At 72.4% G+C, this 15,545-nt stretch carries 12 protein-coding genes; 3 read left to right on the top strand and 9 right to left on the bottom strand.

Going from position 1 to position 15,545, the window contains the following annotated elements; genetic code table 11:
* Nucleotides 1-12 precede the first annotated feature (12 nt).
* Nucleotides 13-2,019, top strand: coding sequence for an endonuclease/exonuclease/phosphatase family protein (locus LJB74_RS15725; protein ID WP_259309431.1), 2,007 nt, complete (start codon nt 13-15; stop codon nt 2,017-2,019).
* A 127-nt stretch (nt 2,020-2,146) separates the two neighbouring features.
* Here LJB74_RS15725 and LJB74_RS15720 read toward each other — a convergent pair whose 3' ends face one another.
* The gene (locus LJB74_RS15720) at nt 2,147-3,616 is read right to left on the bottom strand and encodes an NAD(P)H-quinone dehydrogenase (RefSeq protein ID WP_259309430.1); all 1,470 of its coding nucleotides are present in this window, start codon (nt 3,614-3,616) and stop codon (nt 2,147-2,149) included.
* Nucleotides 3,617-3,714: 98 nt separating this feature from the next.
* Here LJB74_RS15720 and LJB74_RS15715 point away from each other — a divergent pair, with 98 nt between their 5' ends.
* Both LJB74_RS15715 and LJB74_RS15710 read left to right on the top strand, forming a co-directional pair.
* Nucleotides 3,715-4,554 carry a purine-nucleoside phosphorylase gene (locus LJB74_RS15715; protein ID WP_259310380.1) on the top strand — a complete coding sequence of 280 codons (840 nt, stop codon included), beginning with the start codon at nt 3,715-3,717 and terminating at the stop codon, nt 4,552-4,554.
* Between the two features lie 2 nt (nt 4,555-4,556).
* Entirely contained in the window at nt 4,557-6,389 is a 1,833-nt protein-coding gene (locus LJB74_RS15710) for a phospho-sugar mutase (RefSeq protein ID WP_259309429.1), read from the top strand.
* Nucleotides 6,390-6,529: 140 nt separating this feature from the next.
* Here LJB74_RS15710 and deoC read toward each other — a convergent pair whose 3' ends face one another.
* From deoC to LJB74_RS15670, 8 genes are all read right to left on the bottom strand, one after another.
* Nucleotides 6,530-7,243: a deoxyribose-phosphate aldolase gene (gene deoC / locus LJB74_RS15705; RefSeq protein ID WP_259309428.1), complete on the bottom strand. Its 714-nt coding sequence runs from the start codon at nt 7,241-7,243 to the stop codon at nt 6,530-6,532.
* Between the two features lie 184 nt (nt 7,244-7,427).
* Nucleotides 7,428-8,564, bottom strand: a complete 1,137-nt coding sequence (locus LJB74_RS15700; RefSeq protein ID WP_259309427.1) for an adenosine deaminase — start codon at nt 8,562-8,564, stop codon at nt 7,428-7,430.
* On the bottom strand, nt 8,561-9,517 hold the full coding sequence (locus tag LJB74_RS15695) for a hypothetical protein (protein ID WP_259309426.1): 957 nt from the start codon (nt 9,515-9,517) through the stop codon (nt 8,561-8,563). The genes LJB74_RS15700 and LJB74_RS15695 overlap by 4 nt, the downstream gene beginning before the upstream one ends.
* On the bottom strand, nt 9,514-10,812 hold the full coding sequence (locus LJB74_RS15690; RefSeq protein WP_259309425.1) for a thymidine phosphorylase: 1,299 nt from the start codon (nt 10,810-10,812) through the stop codon (nt 9,514-9,516). The genes LJB74_RS15695 and LJB74_RS15690 overlap by 4 nt, the downstream gene beginning before the upstream one ends.
* Nucleotides 10,813-10,879: 67 nt before the next feature.
* The gene (locus LJB74_RS15685) at nt 10,880-11,308 is read right to left on the bottom strand and encodes a cytidine deaminase (protein ID WP_259309424.1); all 429 of its coding nucleotides are present in this window, start codon (nt 11,306-11,308) and stop codon (nt 10,880-10,882) included.
* Nucleotides 11,305-12,606 carry an ABC transporter permease gene (locus tag LJB74_RS15680; RefSeq protein WP_396125181.1) on the bottom strand — a complete coding sequence of 434 codons (1,302 nt, stop codon included), beginning with the start codon at nt 12,604-12,606 and terminating at the stop codon, nt 11,305-11,307. Before LJB74_RS15680 ends, LJB74_RS15685 begins: the two co-directional genes overlap by 4 nt.
* Entirely contained in the window at nt 12,603-13,871 is a 1,269-nt protein-coding gene (locus tag LJB74_RS15675; RefSeq protein WP_396125180.1) for an ABC transporter permease, read from the bottom strand. The genes LJB74_RS15680 and LJB74_RS15675 overlap by 4 nt, the downstream gene beginning before the upstream one ends.
* Nucleotides 13,868-15,448, bottom strand: coding sequence for an ABC transporter ATP-binding protein (locus LJB74_RS15670; protein ID WP_259309423.1), 1,581 nt, complete (start codon nt 15,446-15,448; stop codon nt 13,868-13,870). The genes LJB74_RS15675 and LJB74_RS15670 overlap by 4 nt, the downstream gene beginning before the upstream one ends.
* Between the last annotated feature and the right edge of the window lie 97 nt (nt 15,449-15,545).

The raw sequence follows: 15,545 nt of genomic DNA, 5'->3' as shown, positions 1-15,545 counted from the left end.
AGCGTGACCGGCGTGAGCACTGACACGGTCGACCTGACGAGCCCACCGGACCGCGGCGTCGCGACGCGTCTCGCGCTGCTGGCCGTCGTGACCACCCTGGTCCTCGAGCTCATCCGGTCCAGCGGCGCGCTGCTCGACCGGGCGTTCGCCTCCGGAGCGCTCGCCGCAGCGTCCGCAGCCGTCCTGACCTACGCGGCACCGGCCCTGCTCGCGGTCGTGGTCCTGGTCATCGCCGGGACGCGCACCGCCGCCGGACGGGTGTCCGGATTCCCGTCGGGACGTGCGGTGCTGATCGGGACCGTCGCCCTCGGCGCGCTCCGGCTCATGGTCCAGGCCCTCGACGGCGGACTCCGCTTCGGGCTCGGGCTCGCGACCGTCGCCCTCGGCGTCACCGTCCTGACGCTCACGGTGGCCTTCGTCGCCGCCCGCCCGAACGGCGGGCACCAGGCGGCGCTCGGGCTGACACTCGGCCTCGGGACGAGCACCGGCCTGCAGCTCGCCCTCGGGACCTGGGACGCGTACTGGCGCCACAGCGTGCTCGGCTGGGCCGTCACGGTCGTGCTCGTGGTCGGGGCGGTGCTGCTCGCACGGCTGATCCGCACGGAGGTCGTGGGCGGACGCCCGCGTCGCCTGTGGGTGCTCGGTCCGTATCTCGCGCTTGCGGCGATGATCCTGGCCAACCCGGCCTTCGCCGCCTCCCAGGACGGCGCCCGGCTCGCGTGGGCAGGCGGGGTCCTCGTCATTGCCGCCGCCGTCGGCTTCCTGCTGCTGCTCTCGCCGACGCGGCTCACGTCCGGTTTCCGCATCGCGAGCGCGGTCCTGCTGCCGCTCGCGATCGTCGGTGCGTTCTGGTGGCACGGGCCCTGGGTGCTCGTCTGCCTGGTCGTCGCCCAGGCGACCGCGGCCGTCGCCCTCGCGACAGCGCTGGGGAGTCGACGCTCGGCTCCGCCGACGCTCTCGCGGACCGGCGTGGTCAGCGGCGTGATCGGCCTCGGGACGATCCTCCCGCTGCTCGGCTACCAGCTCGACTACGACGTCCCGCTCGGCTTCCCGAACACCTGGGTCGTCGTGGCTGCTGCGGTCACGGTCGCCGGTGCGGGGCTACGGCTCCGCACGCCGGCACCGCCCGGCGGCCTGGCGACCGGTCCCGCGGGGGCACCGTCCGGCTCCGGCACGATCCGGCCCGAGCGGGTCCCGGTCACGATCAACCCGCTCCGCCTGCTCGTCCTCCCGTCGGTCGCGCTCGCCGTGGTGGGGCTGTGGGCCTGCGCGCCGACGGACGCCGTACCGGCCACGAGCACGAACGCCTCGCTGCGACTCCTCGACTGGAACCTGCACTACGGGGTCTCCCCCGCGACATCGGTCGACCTCGAGCAGATCGCCCGCACGATCGAGGCGCAGCACCCGGACGTCGTCACCCTGCAGGAGGTCTCCCGCGGGTGGGTCATGGGCGGCGGCGCGGACGTCGGCACCTGGCTGTCCCACCGGCTCGGCATGCAGATGGTCTTCGTCCCGGCAGCCGACCGGCAGTTCGGGAACGTCATCCTCTCCCGGTCGAGGCTCTCCGAGGTCCTGACCACGGCCCTGCCGTACGGCGAGGGCCCGCAGCAGCGATCGGCGATCTCGGCGACCGTGACGCTCGCCGGCGACACCCCGCTGCGGGTCACGTCGGTGCACCTGCAGCACCGTTCGGAGAACACCGCGACCCGGTTGTCGGAGATCGCCGCGCTGCTCGCCGCCCAGCCCACCGCCACGCCACGCGTGATCGGCGGCGACCTCAACGCCGAGCCGGGATCGGTCGAGATCCAGACCCTCACCGGAGCCGGGTGGTTGAGCGCGCTCGACGTCGCCGGAGGCGCCGCCGGTGCCCGTGCGCTGACCTCACCGAGCGACGTGCCCGTGGCGCGGATCGACTGGGTGCTCGGGCAGCAGGTGACGTTCACCGATGCGCAGGTCCTCACTGCCCCGCGCTCCTCCGACCACCTCCCGGTCGTCACGACGGTCGCCGTCGCCCCCTGAGCCGACGCCGGCGGTCCCGGTCGATCGACGAGCGCGCGGCGGAGCACGCGTGCGGTCAGGGTGGTCAGCGTAGTCGGGTCAGCTGGCCCGGTCGGTCGGTCGGGCCGGACCTGCCAGGTCGCGGAGGTCAGGCCTCGTCGACGCGGTGCAGCATCCGGGCGACCTCGGCGATCGACCCCGAGAGCGACGGGTACACCGTGAACGCGGCCGCGATGTCGTCGACCGTCATCCGGTGCGACACCGCGAGCGTGATCGGGAAGACGAGCTCGCTCGCCTGCGGTGCGACAACAACGCCACCCAGCACCACCCCTGAGAGCGGGTGGGCGAACAGCTTGACGAAGCCGTCCCGCAGGCCGAGCATCTTCGCGCGCGGGTTGCGGGCCAGCGGCAGCTTCGTCGTCACGTACGGGACGCCCTGGTCGATCAGCTCGACCTCGCTGTAGCCCACCGTCGCGATCTCCGGGGCCGTGAAGATGTTCGCGGCGACGTCACGCAGCACCATCGGCGCCACCGCGTCACCCAGCGCATGCGACATCGCCGTGCGCCCCTGCATCGCGGCGACCGAGGCGAGCGGGAGCACGCCGGTGCAGTCCCCGGCCGCGTAGATCCCCCGAACGCTCGTGCGCGACACCCGGTCGACCTCGATGTGACCGGACGGCCGCAACCGCACGCCGGCCTCCTCGAGACCGATCCCCCGCGTGCTCGGCACCGAGCCGACCGCCATGAGGACGTGGGAGCCTCGCACCACCCGCCCGTCGGCGAGCGTCACCTCGACACCGTCGGCGGTCCGCACCGCCGACTCCGCCCGCGAGCGCGCCATGACCTCCATCCCCCGCGCGGTGAAGACCTCCTCGAGCAGCGCGGCCGCGTCGGCGTCCTCCCCGGGGAGCACGTGGTCGCGGCTCGACACCAGCACGACCTCGGAGCCGAGCGCCCGGTAGGCGCCGGCGAACTCGGCTCCTGTGACGCCCGAGCCCACCACGATCAGCCGCTCCGGCATCGACCGCAGGTTGTAGACCTGGGTCCAGGTCAGGATCCGCTCCCCGTCCGGGACGGCGGTCGGCAGCACGCGGGGCGTCGCTCCCGTGGCGATCAGCACGACGTCGGCCGGGAGGATCTCCTCGGCCCCCGTCACGGACCCGCGCTCCTGGACGACGACCGTGTGGGGTCCGTCGAGACGCGCCGCTCCCGCGACCGCCCGCACGCCCTCACGCTCGAGCCGCCCGCGGATGTCCGCGGACTGCGCGGCCGCGAGCGCCAGCACCCGCTCGTTCACCGCCGCGAGGTCGACCTGGGGCGAGGTGCCCGCGGTCACGTCGGCAGCCACGTCGATGCCCAGGTCGCCGGCACGTTCCGCGAGCGTCATCCACTCGGCGGTCGCGATCAGGGTCTTCGACGGCACCACGTCGGTGAGGACCGCGGCACCGCCCCAGCCGGCCTGCTCGACGATCGTCACGTCGGCGCCGAGCCGGCGCGCCACCAGCGCGGCCTCGTACCCTCCAGGTCCTCCCCCGACGATGACGACGTGCGCAGGCTGCGAGCCCGACACCGGGGCGGCGGGCGCCGGGACGGGAGAAGGAGTGGTCACGGGCCCCATTCTGCCTGTCGCCCCGCCGGGTCGGGTGAATGCCTGGACGCCTGCCGCGTCTGCGCAGGTGTACGCGCCGCGCGCGGGCTAGCCTCGGGCACATGGACATGACCTCCCCCGACCTCGACCTCGCGTCGACCGACCCGTTCGACGTGGCACGCGAGGCCGCGGCGTATCTCGCGGACGCCACAGGCGTCCCGCGGCACGACATCGCCCTCGTGCTCGGCTCCGGCTGGGGCGGCGCGGCCGACCTGCTCGGCGAGACCGTCGCGGAGGTCGTCAGCTCCGACGTGCCCGGGTTCGCCGCGCCGGCCGTCGAGGGGCACGTCGGCACGATCCGGTCGATCCGCATCGAGGACCACCGCTCCGGTGAGGTGACGCACGCGCTCGTGCTCGGCTCCCGCACCCACCTGTACGAGGGCAAGGGCGTCCGGCGCGTCGTCCACGGCGTGCGGACCGCCGCAGCCGCCGGCGCACGCGCCGTCGTCCTCACGAACGGCTGCGGCGGTCTGAACCCGGCGTGGGGTCCGGGGACGCCCGTCCTCATCAGCGACCACCTCAACCTCACGGCGACCTCACCCCTCGAGGGCGCGACGTTCGTGGACCTCACCGACCTGTACGCGACGCGGCTGCGTGCGATCGCCCGCGAGGTCGACCCGGGGCTCGCCGAGGGCGTGTACGTCCAGTTCAGGGGCCCGCACTACGAGACGCCCGCCGAGGTCCGCATGGCCGGGGTCCTCGGCGGCGACCTCGTGGGCATGTCGACCACCCTCGAGGCGATCGCCGCCCGGCACGCAGGTCTCGAGGTGCTCGGGATCTCGCTCGTGACGAACCTGGCCGCCGGCATCAGCGCGACACCGCTGTCGCACGCCGAGGTCATCGAGGCCGGCGCCGCCGCCGGTCCCCGCATCAGCGCGCTTCTCGCCGACATCGTCCGGAGGATCTGACCATGACCGCCACCGCCACGACCTCCTGGCCGGAGCTGGCCGACGCCGTGCGTGCGTGGGTCGTCGACGACCCCGACCCGTCGACCGCCGACGAGCTCGCTGCGCTCCTCGACGTCGCCGTGCAGGACTTCCCGACCGGCGAATCCACCGGTGCGGCCGAGCAGCGCGCGCGGATCGCCGAGGCCCGCGCCGAGCTCGCCGACCGGTTCAGCGGTCTCCTGGAGTTCGGCACCGCCGGCCTGCGCGGGATCATGGGCGGCGGCCCCCACCGGATGAACCGTGCCGTGGTGATCCGCGCTGCCGCAGGCCTCGCCGCGTACCTGAACACCGCGCTCGCCCAGGCCGATCGCCGGCCCCGCATCGTCATCGGCTACGACGCGCGCCACCACTCGGCGCGCTTCGCCGAGGACACCGCCGCGGTCATGGTGGCCGTCGGCATCGAGGCACTCCTGCTCCCGTCACCGCTGCCGACACCCGTCCTCGCCTACGCGGTCCGGCACCTCGACGCCGATGCCGGCGTGATGGTCACCGCGAGCCACAACCCGGCCCGGGACAACGGCTACAAGGTCTACCTGGGTGGCCGCGTCGTCACCGACGCCGGCCAGGGGGCACAGATCGTCCCGCCGTACGACGCCGAGATCGCCGCCCAGATCGCCCGCGTGCCGTCGGTCGCCGCGGTCCCGCGCGCGACCGCGGGCTGGACCGTGCTCGGCAACGACCTCGTCGAGCAGTACGTCGCGGCCGTGGTCGCACTCGCGGACGACGGCCCGCGGAACCTCCGGATCATCCTGACCCCGCTGCACGGCGTCGGCGGGCGGGTGGCCTCCACGGTGCTGCGACGTGCCGGGTTCACCGACGTCATGCTCGTGCCCGAGCAGGCCGACCCGGACCCGGACTTCCCCACGGTGCAGTTCCCGAACCCCGAGGAGCCCGGGGCGATCGACCTCGCGACGGCGCTCGCGTACGCGACCAACGCCGACCTCGTGCTCGCCAGCGACCCTGATGCCGACCGGTGCGCCGTCGCCGTCCGCGACCCCCGCGCGCGCTCGTACCACGGCTCGGACGGCGCGCGTGCCGAGGGGTGGCGCATGCTGCACGGCGACGAGGTCGGTGCGCTGCTGGGCGAGCTGGTCGGCGCGCAGCTCTCCTCCACGGTCCCGGACGCCGGGTCCGACGCGACGTCACGGCCGTTCCTCGCGAGCTCGATCGTGTCCTCCCGTCTGCTGGCCCGGATCGCTGCGGATCACGGTCTCCGGCACGCCGCGACGTTGACCGGCTTCAAGTGGATCTCCCGGGTCGAGGGCATGGCCTTCGGCTACGAGGAGGCGCTCGGCTACTGCGTCGCACCGGCACTCGTTCGAGACAAGGACGGGATCAGCGCCGCCCTGCTGATCGCCCAGCTGGCCGCACGCCTCAAGGCCGACGGCCGCACGCTCCTCGACGTGCTCGACGACCTGGCCCGTCGGCACGACCTCCACCTTACCGACCAGCTCTCCGCCCGGTTCGCCGACCTCGACCAGATCCCCGCGACCGTCGATCGGATCCGTCAGTCGCCACCGGCGACGCTCGGAGGATCACCGGTGACGACTCTCGTCGACCTGTCGACCGGTGCCGACGGGCTCCCGCCCACCGAGGGGCTGCGCTTCGTGATGGCGGACGACACCCGCGTCGTGATCCGGCCGAGCGGCACCGAACCGAAGGTGAAGTGCTACCTCGAGGTGATCGAGCCGCTCGCCCGCGACGCGTCGGACGAGGCGGTCGGCGTGGCCCGCGGTGCGGCCCGCCGTCGACTGGACGACCTCAAGGCGGAGCTGGCGGCGCTGCTCGGGATCTAGGCCTGGCCGGGGTGACAGCTCCGGAGGATCCGCGGCCTGCAGCCGCACCCGCGCCATTACGGGGACGGCTGCAGGCCGGGTTCAGATCGGGTGGACCGGGCGCCCGCGTGGGGCTGCCCGGCACCTCCCGTGGTCTCGGTTCAGTACCCGCTGTCCGACCCGGACGCCGCCGCGGTCTCGCCCTCGAGGCCGTCGAGCACGGCCGCGGTACCGGAGAGCCCGAGGCGGGTCGCTCCGGCGGCCACCATCTCGAGCGCCGCGTGCGCCGTCCTGATGCCGCCCGATGCCTTGACACCCAGCCGCCCACCGACCGTCGCCGCCATCAGGCTCACCGCGTGGACGCTCGCGCCGCCCGCCGGGTGGAACCCGGTCGACGTCTTGACGAAGTCCGCCCCGGCCGCCTCGGCCGCGCGGCAGGTCCCGACGATCTCGTCATCGGTCAGTGCTGCGGACTCGATGATCACCTTGAGCACGGTGGGGTGCGGGACGGCCTCACGCACGGCCGCGATGTCGGCCTGCACCTTCGCGAAGTCCCCCGACGTGGCGGCACCGAGGTCGATCACCATGTCGACCTCGTCGGCGCCGTCGCGTACCGCGCGCGACGCCTCGGCCGCCTTGATCGCGCTGTGGTGCTTCCCGGACGGGAAGCCGCACACGGTGGCGACCAGGAGCCCGGAGCCCTCCGGCACCTCGACCGGGAGGACCGACGGCGAGACGCAGATGGAGTACGTCCCCAGCGCGACCGCCTCGGCGATCAGCGCCGCGACGTCCGCAGCGGTCGCCTCGGGCTTGAGGAGCGTGTGGTCGACGAGCCGTGCGAGCTCGGTCCGGTCGAGGCTGGCGGTGCTGCTCACTGAGAGTCTCCGTTCATGGTGGTCCCACGTGTCGGTTCGGGGGTGCACGTCGGTGCGGGGGTGCACGTCGGTTCGGGCGTGCACCGTACGGGGATCAGACCCGGTGCTGAGGCCAGGCCTGGTGCGGAGGTCAGGCCTGGTGCCGAGACCATGCGCTGTGCCGGGTTCATGCGCTGTGCCGGGTTCATGCGCTGTGCCGTCCTGGCGACCGACCCGCGCCCTCGATCCGGGCGACGAGGGCCTGCCGCTCGTCGTGGTGGAGGAAGCTGCTCCGAGCCGCGTTCAGGGTCACGTCGCGGACGTCCGCGATCGACCAGCCCGCCTCGTCGACGAGCCCGGTCAGCTCGTGCGTCATCGACGTGTCGGACTGGAGGCGGTTGTCGGTGTTCACCGTCACGGCGAAGCCCAGGCGCTCGAGCAGCGTGATCGGATGCTCGGCCAGCGACCGCGCCGCTCCGGTCTGCGTGTTCGAGGTGGGGCAGATCTCCAGGGCGATCTGGTGGTCGCGAACCCAGTGCGCGAGGTTCCCGAGCCGCGCGGTCTCTGCCTGCTCGAGCACGGACGCCTCCGCGGGAGCGACGATCTCGATGTCGTCGATGATCCGCACGCCGTGGCCGAGCCTGCTCGCGCCGACCTCGTGCACCGCCGCTGCGATCGACGCGAGGCCGTCGGCCTCACCTGCGTGCACGGTCACCGGGAAGCTCGCGTCGCGCAGCCGTCGGAACGCCGACAGGTGCCGCGTCGCCGGGAACCCGCGCTCCGGACCGGCGATGTCGAACCCGACCACGCCGCGATCCCGGTTCGCGAGCGCGAGCTCGGCCATCTCGTCCCACCGGTCGTTCTGGCGCATCGCCGTGATCAGCATCCCGGCCGAGATCGACCGTCCCGCTGCTGCGGCCTCGGCGACGCCGTCCTCGAAGCCCTGCCGGACCGCGTCGACCACGTCCTGCACCCCGAGGCCACGCATCGTGTGGAGCTCGGGCGCGAACCGTTCCTCGACGTACGCGACACCGTCCGCCGCGAGGTCGACGATCGCCTCACGAGCGACCCGGCGCAGCCCGTCGGCCGTCTGCATCACCCCGAGCGTCACCGCGAAGGTCTGGAGGTACTTCTCGAGCGAGCCTGTCGCGACACCGTCGACCACCACCGTGCCCGCCTCGCGGACGAACCACTGCTGGAGCTCTTCCGGGTCGGTCGTCGGCAGGTCCTGGCCGAGTTGCGCCGCGAGCTCGACGATCGTCCCCGGTCTCACGCCACCGTCGAGGTGGTCGTGCAGGAGGACCGTGGGGAGCGCAGCGATCCGGTCCGTGTCGACGGTCATGCGCCCACCGTATCCGCGGGTCGCGCCGGCAGCAGCGCCCAGTCGACGTGGGACCAGCCGCCGAGCGCCGGTGACGGGCCCGACGACCGGACGAGCTCCTCGACGGCGACGTCGTGGACCCGCCCCTGCGACGGCTCGTACACCGTCACCCGGTCGCCGTCGTGTCCGGTGAGCAGGACGACGTGCCGGGGGACGGCCGCCGCGATCCCGGAACCCAGGTCGCCGCCGACGTAGAGCGGGACCGGGACCCCGTGGTCGAGCGCCCGCGCGGCGCGGGAGACCACGGCCGAGACCTCGCTCGTCCGCGTGTCGTCCACGAGGACCGAGCGGTACCCGACACCGGGGAACCGTGCCACCCGGGCGGCCCCCCACGGTGGCGTGCCGAGGGCTGCCGGCCACGGGCACCCGAGCAGGGCGCCGCGGTTGCTCCTCCGCTTGATCGACTCCTGGACGGCCCCGAACCGCGCGGCGGCCCCCGCGTCGGGGTCCTGGCCGGGCGGCGTGTCGAGGTCGACGTCCTGGAGCTCCGGCGGACGGTACCCACCGCACGTCGAGCCGACGGCGAGCCAGAGCGCCAGCAGCGGGTCACCCGCGGCCGCGAGCATCGTCAGGACCGCCGACCCGCACGTCGTCCCATCGGTCTGCCGGGCGGCCGCGGTCCCCCACCGCAGGACGTCGCTGCCGTCCGCCGGCCGTAGCGGCGCGCCCACCTGGGCGCGGGTCCGGGCGTCCAGGGACGGCCAGAGGTCGCGCAGCTCGTCACGGGCCGCAGCAGGCGCCCCGGCCGCTCCTGCGCGTCGCAGCACGTCCTCGATGTCGACGATCGACGAGGTCCCGACCGACGAGGTCCCAGGAGCCACCGGCCCGGCTCCGGCCGTGCCGTTCCAGGTGGAGACCACCCCGCCGATGCCGAGGCCCCGCAGCAGCGAGGTGAACTGCACCCTCGACGTCATCCGGCAGCGATCCGGTCGATCACCAGCGGTGTCGACGCCGGGCGGGAGCCCTCCGGGGCGATCGTGATCGCCGACACCGCAGCCTCGCGTGCCCGGTCGAACCGCTCCGGCGTGTCCGTGTGCAACGTCATGACCACGTCGCCCGCGCGTACGAGGGCGCCGGGCTTGACGTGCATCTCGACGCCGGCCCCGGCCTGGACCGGGTCCTCCTTGCGGGCACGGCCTGCACCGAGACGCCAGGCGGCGATGCCGACCGCATACGCGTCCAGCCCGACGAGCACGCCATCGGCCGGGGCGAGGACCTGCTCGGTCTCGCGGGCCACCGGCAGGGTCGCGTCCGGGTCCCCACCCTGGGCGGCGATCATCGCGCGCCACACGTCCATCGCGCGGCCGTCGGACAGCGCGGCCGCGGGGTCCGCATCCGGGCGCCCGGCTGCGGCGAGCATCTCCTGGGCGAGAGCGATCGTCAGCTCGACGACGTCGGGCGGACCCCCGCCGGCGAGCACCTCGACCGACTCACGGACCTCGAGCGCGTTGCCCGCCGTCAGGCCGAGCGGCGTGGACATGTCGGTGAGGAGGGCGACGGTGCGCACCCCGGCGTCGGTGCCGAGCTCGACCATCGTCCGCGCGAGCTCCCGTGCGCGGTCCTCGTCCTTCATGAACGCACCCGAGCCGACCTTGACGTCGAGGACGAGCGACCCGGTACCCTCGGCGATCTTCTTGCTCATGATCGAGCTGGCGATCAGCGGGATGGCCTCCACGGTGCCGGTCACGTCGCGCAGCGCGTAGAGCTTCCGGTCGGCCGGTGCGAGACCGGACCCGGCCTGGCAGATCACCGCGCCGACGTTCTCGAGCTGCGCGAGCATCTCGTCGTTGCTGAGCGCCGCACGCCAGCCCGGGATCGACTCGAGCTTGTCCAGCGTGCCGCCGGTGTGGCCGAGGCCACGTCCGGAGAGCTGGGGGACGGCCACGCCGAAGACGGCGACGAGCGGGGCGAGAGGCAGGGTGATCTTGTCCCCCACACCACCGGTCGAGTGCTTGTCCGCGGTCGGGCGCGACAGGCCCGAGAAGTCCATCCGCTCGCCCGAGGCGATCATCGCCGCGGTCCACCGCGCGATCTCGGACCGGTCCATCCCGTTCAGCAGGATCGCCATGTTGAGGGCGGACATCTGCTCCTCGGCGACGACGCCGCGGGTGTACGCGTCGATCACCCAGTCGATCTGCTCGTCGCTCAGGCGCCGTCCGTCACGCTTGGTGACGATGACGTCGACCGCGTCGAATGCCTCGTGGCTCATCCGTGCTCCTTGCTCGTACATGGTCGCAGCCGGCTCGCGACCAGCTCGCGACCGGGTCGCGACCGGCTCATGCCCGGTCGCGTAGGTCGTCCGGACCGAAGGCGTCCGGCAGCACCTCGGTCATCGGCTTGATCCCGCTCACCGAGTCGACGAGCAGGTCGGCGCCACCGTGCTCCCACAGCAGCTGGCGGCAGCGTCCGCACGGCATGAGCGCGTTCCCCTGGCCGTCGACGCACGTGAAGGCGACCAGTCGACCGCCGCCGGAGACGTGCAGCGCCGACACGAGGGCGCACTCGGCGCACAGCGTCAGCCCGTAGGACGCGTTCTCGACATTGCAGCCGACGATCACCCGCCCGTCGTCGACCAGTGCTGCCGCACCGACGGGGAACTTCGAGTACGGCACGTACGCGTGCGCCATCACCTCCGTCGCGGCAGTCCGCAGGGTGTCCCAGTCGATCGTCGGGGTGTCGGTCACCGTGGCTCCGTCCTTGCTCACTTGACGTACGGGATTCCCTCGGCCGCGGGCGCGCGCACCCGGCCGACGAGTCCGGCGACGGCGAAGATCGTCACCGCATACGGGGTCATCAGCATGATCTGGCTGGGGATCGGCGTCCCGATGATCCCCAGGACCACCTGGAGGTTGTCCGAGAACCCGAACAGCAGCGCTGCTGCCACCGCGCCCTTCGGGCTCCACCGTCCGAGGATCATCGCCGCGAGGGCGATGAACCCCTTGCCGCCGGTCATCTCCTTGCCGAACGCCAGCCCGGCCGCGACCGTGAAGAACGCGCCACCCAGGCCGGCCACGGCCCCGCCGAGCATGGTGCTGCGCATGCGGGTCCGGTTGACCTTGATCCCCACCGTGTCCGCCGCGAGCGGGTGCTCGCCGACCGACCGCATCCGCAGACCCCATCGGCTCCGGAACAGCATGATCTGCAGCACGATGACGACGACGTACATGACGTACACGAGCGCGTTCTGCTGGAACAGCACCGGCCCGATGATCGGGATCTTGGAGAGCAGCGGGATCGACAGGGTCGCGAGGCGCGGCGGCGAGTTCCACGTCGCCGCGTTGTCCTTGAGCACCGTCGAGAACAGGTAGCTCGTGACCCCGACGACCAGCACGTTGAGCACGACGCCGACGATGATCTGGTCGACGCGGTACTTGACGGCGAACAGGATCAGCAGGAGGGCCACCAGCACCCCGGCGATCGGGGCCGCGACGAGGCCGAGGTACGCGTTGCCGGTCAGGCTGCCGACGACGGCGGCCAGGAACGCACCGGCCAGCAGCTGCCCCTCGATGGCGATGTTGATGATCCCTGAGTGCTCGCACAGCAGGCCCGAGAGCGACCCGAACACGAGCGGGGTCGCGAGGAACAGCGAACCGGCGAGCAGCCCGGTCACCGGGAGCGGGTTCGACTTGCCGGCGACGGCCCAGGTCAGGAGCGCCAGCACCTCGACGATCCCGAAGACGGCCGGGAGCCAGGCTCCCAGGTGACGTCGGTTCCGGGTCGCCAGGTAGGAGACGACGGCGATGGCCATGGCGATGACGGTCAGCACGATCGCCGCCGACTTGGACGGCACCCGGAACGGCGCGATCGAGAAGAAGTCCGTCCCGGTCGAGAAGGTGAACGTCGTGTACTTCCCGCTGGCAGGCAGCAGGCCGAACGCCACGAACGTGAGGACACCGAGCGCGCCGTAGACGATCGGCGCGCGCCAGCTGATCGGAGGGAGCGGCGCGCTCCGGGGTGACGACGGGGCGGCGGTGCCCTGCGGCGATGCGGTCACGGTGCTCACGCAGCGACCTCCTTGACGGTCCGGCGCGATCGCCGGGACTTCCCTGGGGACGTCGACAGCCGGAAGACCGACCGGACGAGCGGCGGCGCCGCGATGAACAGCACGATCAGCGACTGCACGACGAGGACGATGTCGATCGGGGTGCCCGTGCGGGCCTGCATCGCGAACCCGCCGGCGCGCAGCGCGCCGAAGAGCAGCCCCGCCATGAACGTCCCGAACGGCTTCGAGCGTCCGAGCAGCGCGACGGTGATCGCGTCGAAGCCGAAGCTCGCCGCGACGTCGATCGAGAGGACCTTCTCGGTCCCGAGGACCTGCGCCGACCCGGCAAGACCGGCCAGCGCCCCGGCGATCACCATCACCCAGATGTAGTTCGCGTTCACCGAGATGCCCGCGGTACGGGCCGCCTTCGAGTTGGCACCCACGGCCCGGAACCGGAACCCGATCGTCGAGCGGTCCATGAGCCACCAGACGAACACGGTCGCGGCGATCGCCACGAGGAAGCCCGCATGCAGCCGGAACTGGCTACCCAGCAGGTTCGGGTACAGCGCAGAGGCCTTGATGGGCGGCGAGATCGGGTTGTTGCTCCCCGGGCGCTGGAACGCCGACGTGGTCAGCAGGTAGCCGATCAGGTAGATCGCGATGTTGTTGAGCATGATCGTGACGATCACCTCGTTGGCACCGGTCCGGGCCTTGAGGAAGCCCGCGATGCCGGCCCACAGGCCACCACCGATCGCGGCCCCCACCACCGCGAGGAGCAGGTGCAGCCCGACCGGCAACGAGAAGGCGAACCCGATGTAGCCCCCGAACACCGCACCCAGGATGATCTGGCCCTGGGCACCGATGTTGAACATCCCGGCCCGGAAGCCGATCCCGAGCCCGAGGCCCGCGAGGATGATCGGCACCGCGACCGTCATGGTCTCGGTGAGCGGCTTGATCGCGCGGACGAAGGTCGGGGCGCTCGTGTCGAAGATCGAGCCCTGGAAGAGCGCGGCGTACGCACCCGAGACCGCGTGCCACGTCGCGGACAGGAAGTCGCTCGGCCGGGCGAACAGGTAGGTGGCCGTGCTCTGCACGGTGGTGTCCGCCGCGGCGATGAGCACGCCGGAGATCACCAGGGCGAGCACGATCGCCAGGGTCGTGACGAGCCAGCTGCTCGCCAGCATCTCGCGCAGGATCGTCTCGGTCCGAGACGGCTCAGGCGCCTCGTCCCCGGGCGCGGCAACGGGTGCGGGTGCGGGTGCGGGTGCAGGTGCAGTGTCGCTCACGAGAGCTCCTCCTCGGTGGCGTGGATGTCGGCAGCGCCGAGGGCCGTGTGGTGCTCGGCCGCCTGGACACGGGCCTCCTCGAGCGGGACGCCTGCGAGCATGAGGCCCAGCACGTCGCGGTCGGTCTTCTGCGGCACGATGCCGACGATCCGACCTCGGTACAGCACGAGGATCCGGTCCGCGACGGCGAGGACCTCGTCGAGCTCGGTCGAGATCAGCAGCACCGGGGTGCCCTTGTCCCGCTCCGCGATGATGCGCTTGTGGACGAACTCGATCGACCCGACGTCGAGCCCCCGGGTCGGTTGGGACGCGATGAGCAGCCGCAACGGGCGTGACAGCTCACGCGCGAGAACGACCTTCTGCTGGTTGCCACCCGAGAGCGTGCTGATCGGGTCCTGGATCGAGGTCAGCCGGACGTCGAACTCCTCGACCGTGCGCTCCGCGCTCGCCGCGACCTTCGCCGGGTCGAGCGAGATGCCGTGGGCGAACGGCGGCTGGTCGTGCAGGTCGAGGATGAGGTTCTCGGCGACGGAGAACGGCGCGATGATGCCGTCGTCGGATCGGTCCTCGGGGATGTAGCCGACACCTGCGTGCAGGGTCTCCCGCACGTCCGTGCCGACCAGCTCGGTGCCGTCGAGCAGGATCGAGCCGGCGACGGGCTTCTGGAGACCCAGGATGGCCCCCGCGAGCTCCGTCTGGCCGTTGCCCTGGACCCCGGCGACCGCGAGGATCTCGCCACGGGCGATCTCGAACGTCACGTCGTCGAGCTGCAGGACACCGGCATGGTCGATCACGGACAGTCCCGCCACCCGCAGGGCGGCGTCGCCGGGCTCCGCGGGCGTCTTGGTGACGCCGAGGTCGACGGACCGCCCGACCATGAGCGATGCGAGCTCGGTCTCCGGTGCGGACGGCGGCGCGCTGCCGACGACCTTCCCGCGCCGGATCACGGTGATGACGTCGGCGACGGCCCGGACCTCGCGCAGCTTGTGGGTGATGAAGACGATCGACGTCCCCGCCTCCTTGAGCTGGCGCATGATGCCGATCAGCTCGTCGGTCTCCTGCGGGGTGAGGACAGCCGTCGGCTCGTCGAGGATCAGGACGTTCGCGTCACGCGACAGCGCCTTGATGATCTCGACGCGCTGCTGGGCACCGACCGGGAGGTTCTCGATCAGCGCGTCGGGGTCGACGTCGAACCCGAAACGGTCGGAGATCTCGCGGACGAGCCGACGCGCGCGCGGCAGGTCGATCATCCGTGCGCCACGGACCGGCTCGTGCCCGAGCACGACGTTCTCGGCGACCGTGAACACGGGCACGAGCATGAAGTGCTGGTGCACCATGCCGATGCCGGCCGCCATGGCGTCACCCGGACCGGCGAACGTCACCGGTGCGTCGTCGATGAGCACCTGGCCCTCGTCGGGGTCGTACAGGCCGTAGAGCACGTTCATCAACGTGCTCTTCCCGGCACCGTTCTCCCCGAGGAGTGCATGGATCTCGCCCGGCTCGACCACCAGGTCGATGTGGTCGTTCGCCACCAGGCTGCCGAAGCGTTTGGTGATACCCCGCAGTTCGAGCTTCACGCGGCACTGCTCCTTCGTCATGTTCCGTCGCTGCACACTAGCCGGGCGGGAGGCCGGTGGCACGGCACCCCACGGACCGATGGCCCGGGCAGGTGAC

Source organism: Cellulomonas sp. P24 (genome assembly GCF_024704385.1).
Classification (GTDB): Bacteria; Actinomycetota; Actinomycetes; order Actinomycetales; family Cellulomonadaceae; genus JAJDFX01.
The sequence above is the reverse complement of the archived record's forward strand: the minus strand, read 5'-3'. Positions and strand labels throughout refer to the sequence as shown.

What these genes read in the sequence shown, in the direction of transcription:
- LJB74_RS15720 (WP_259309430.1), bottom strand. Translation starts at nt 3,616, where the DNA reads ATGGGGCCCGTGACCACTCCTTCTCCCGTCCCGGCGCCCGCCGCCCCG.
- LJB74_RS15715 (WP_259310380.1), top strand. Translation starts at nt 3,715, where the DNA reads ATGACCTCCCCCGACCTCGACCTCGCGTCGACCGACCCGTTCGACGTG.
- LJB74_RS15710 (WP_259309429.1), top strand. Translation starts at nt 4,557, where the DNA reads ATGACCGCCACCGCCACGACCTCCTGGCCGGAGCTGGCCGACGCCGTG.
- LJB74_RS15700 (WP_259309427.1), bottom strand. Translation starts at nt 8,564, where the DNA reads ATGACCGTCGACACGGACCGGATCGCTGCGCTCCCCACGGTCCTCCTG.
- LJB74_RS15695 (WP_259309426.1), bottom strand. Translation starts at nt 9,517, where the DNA reads ATGACGTCGAGGGTGCAGTTCACCTCGCTGCTGCGGGGCCTCGGCATC.
- LJB74_RS15690 (WP_259309425.1), bottom strand. Translation starts at nt 10,812, where the DNA reads ATGAGCCACGAGGCATTCGACGCGGTCGACGTCATCGTCACCAAGCGT.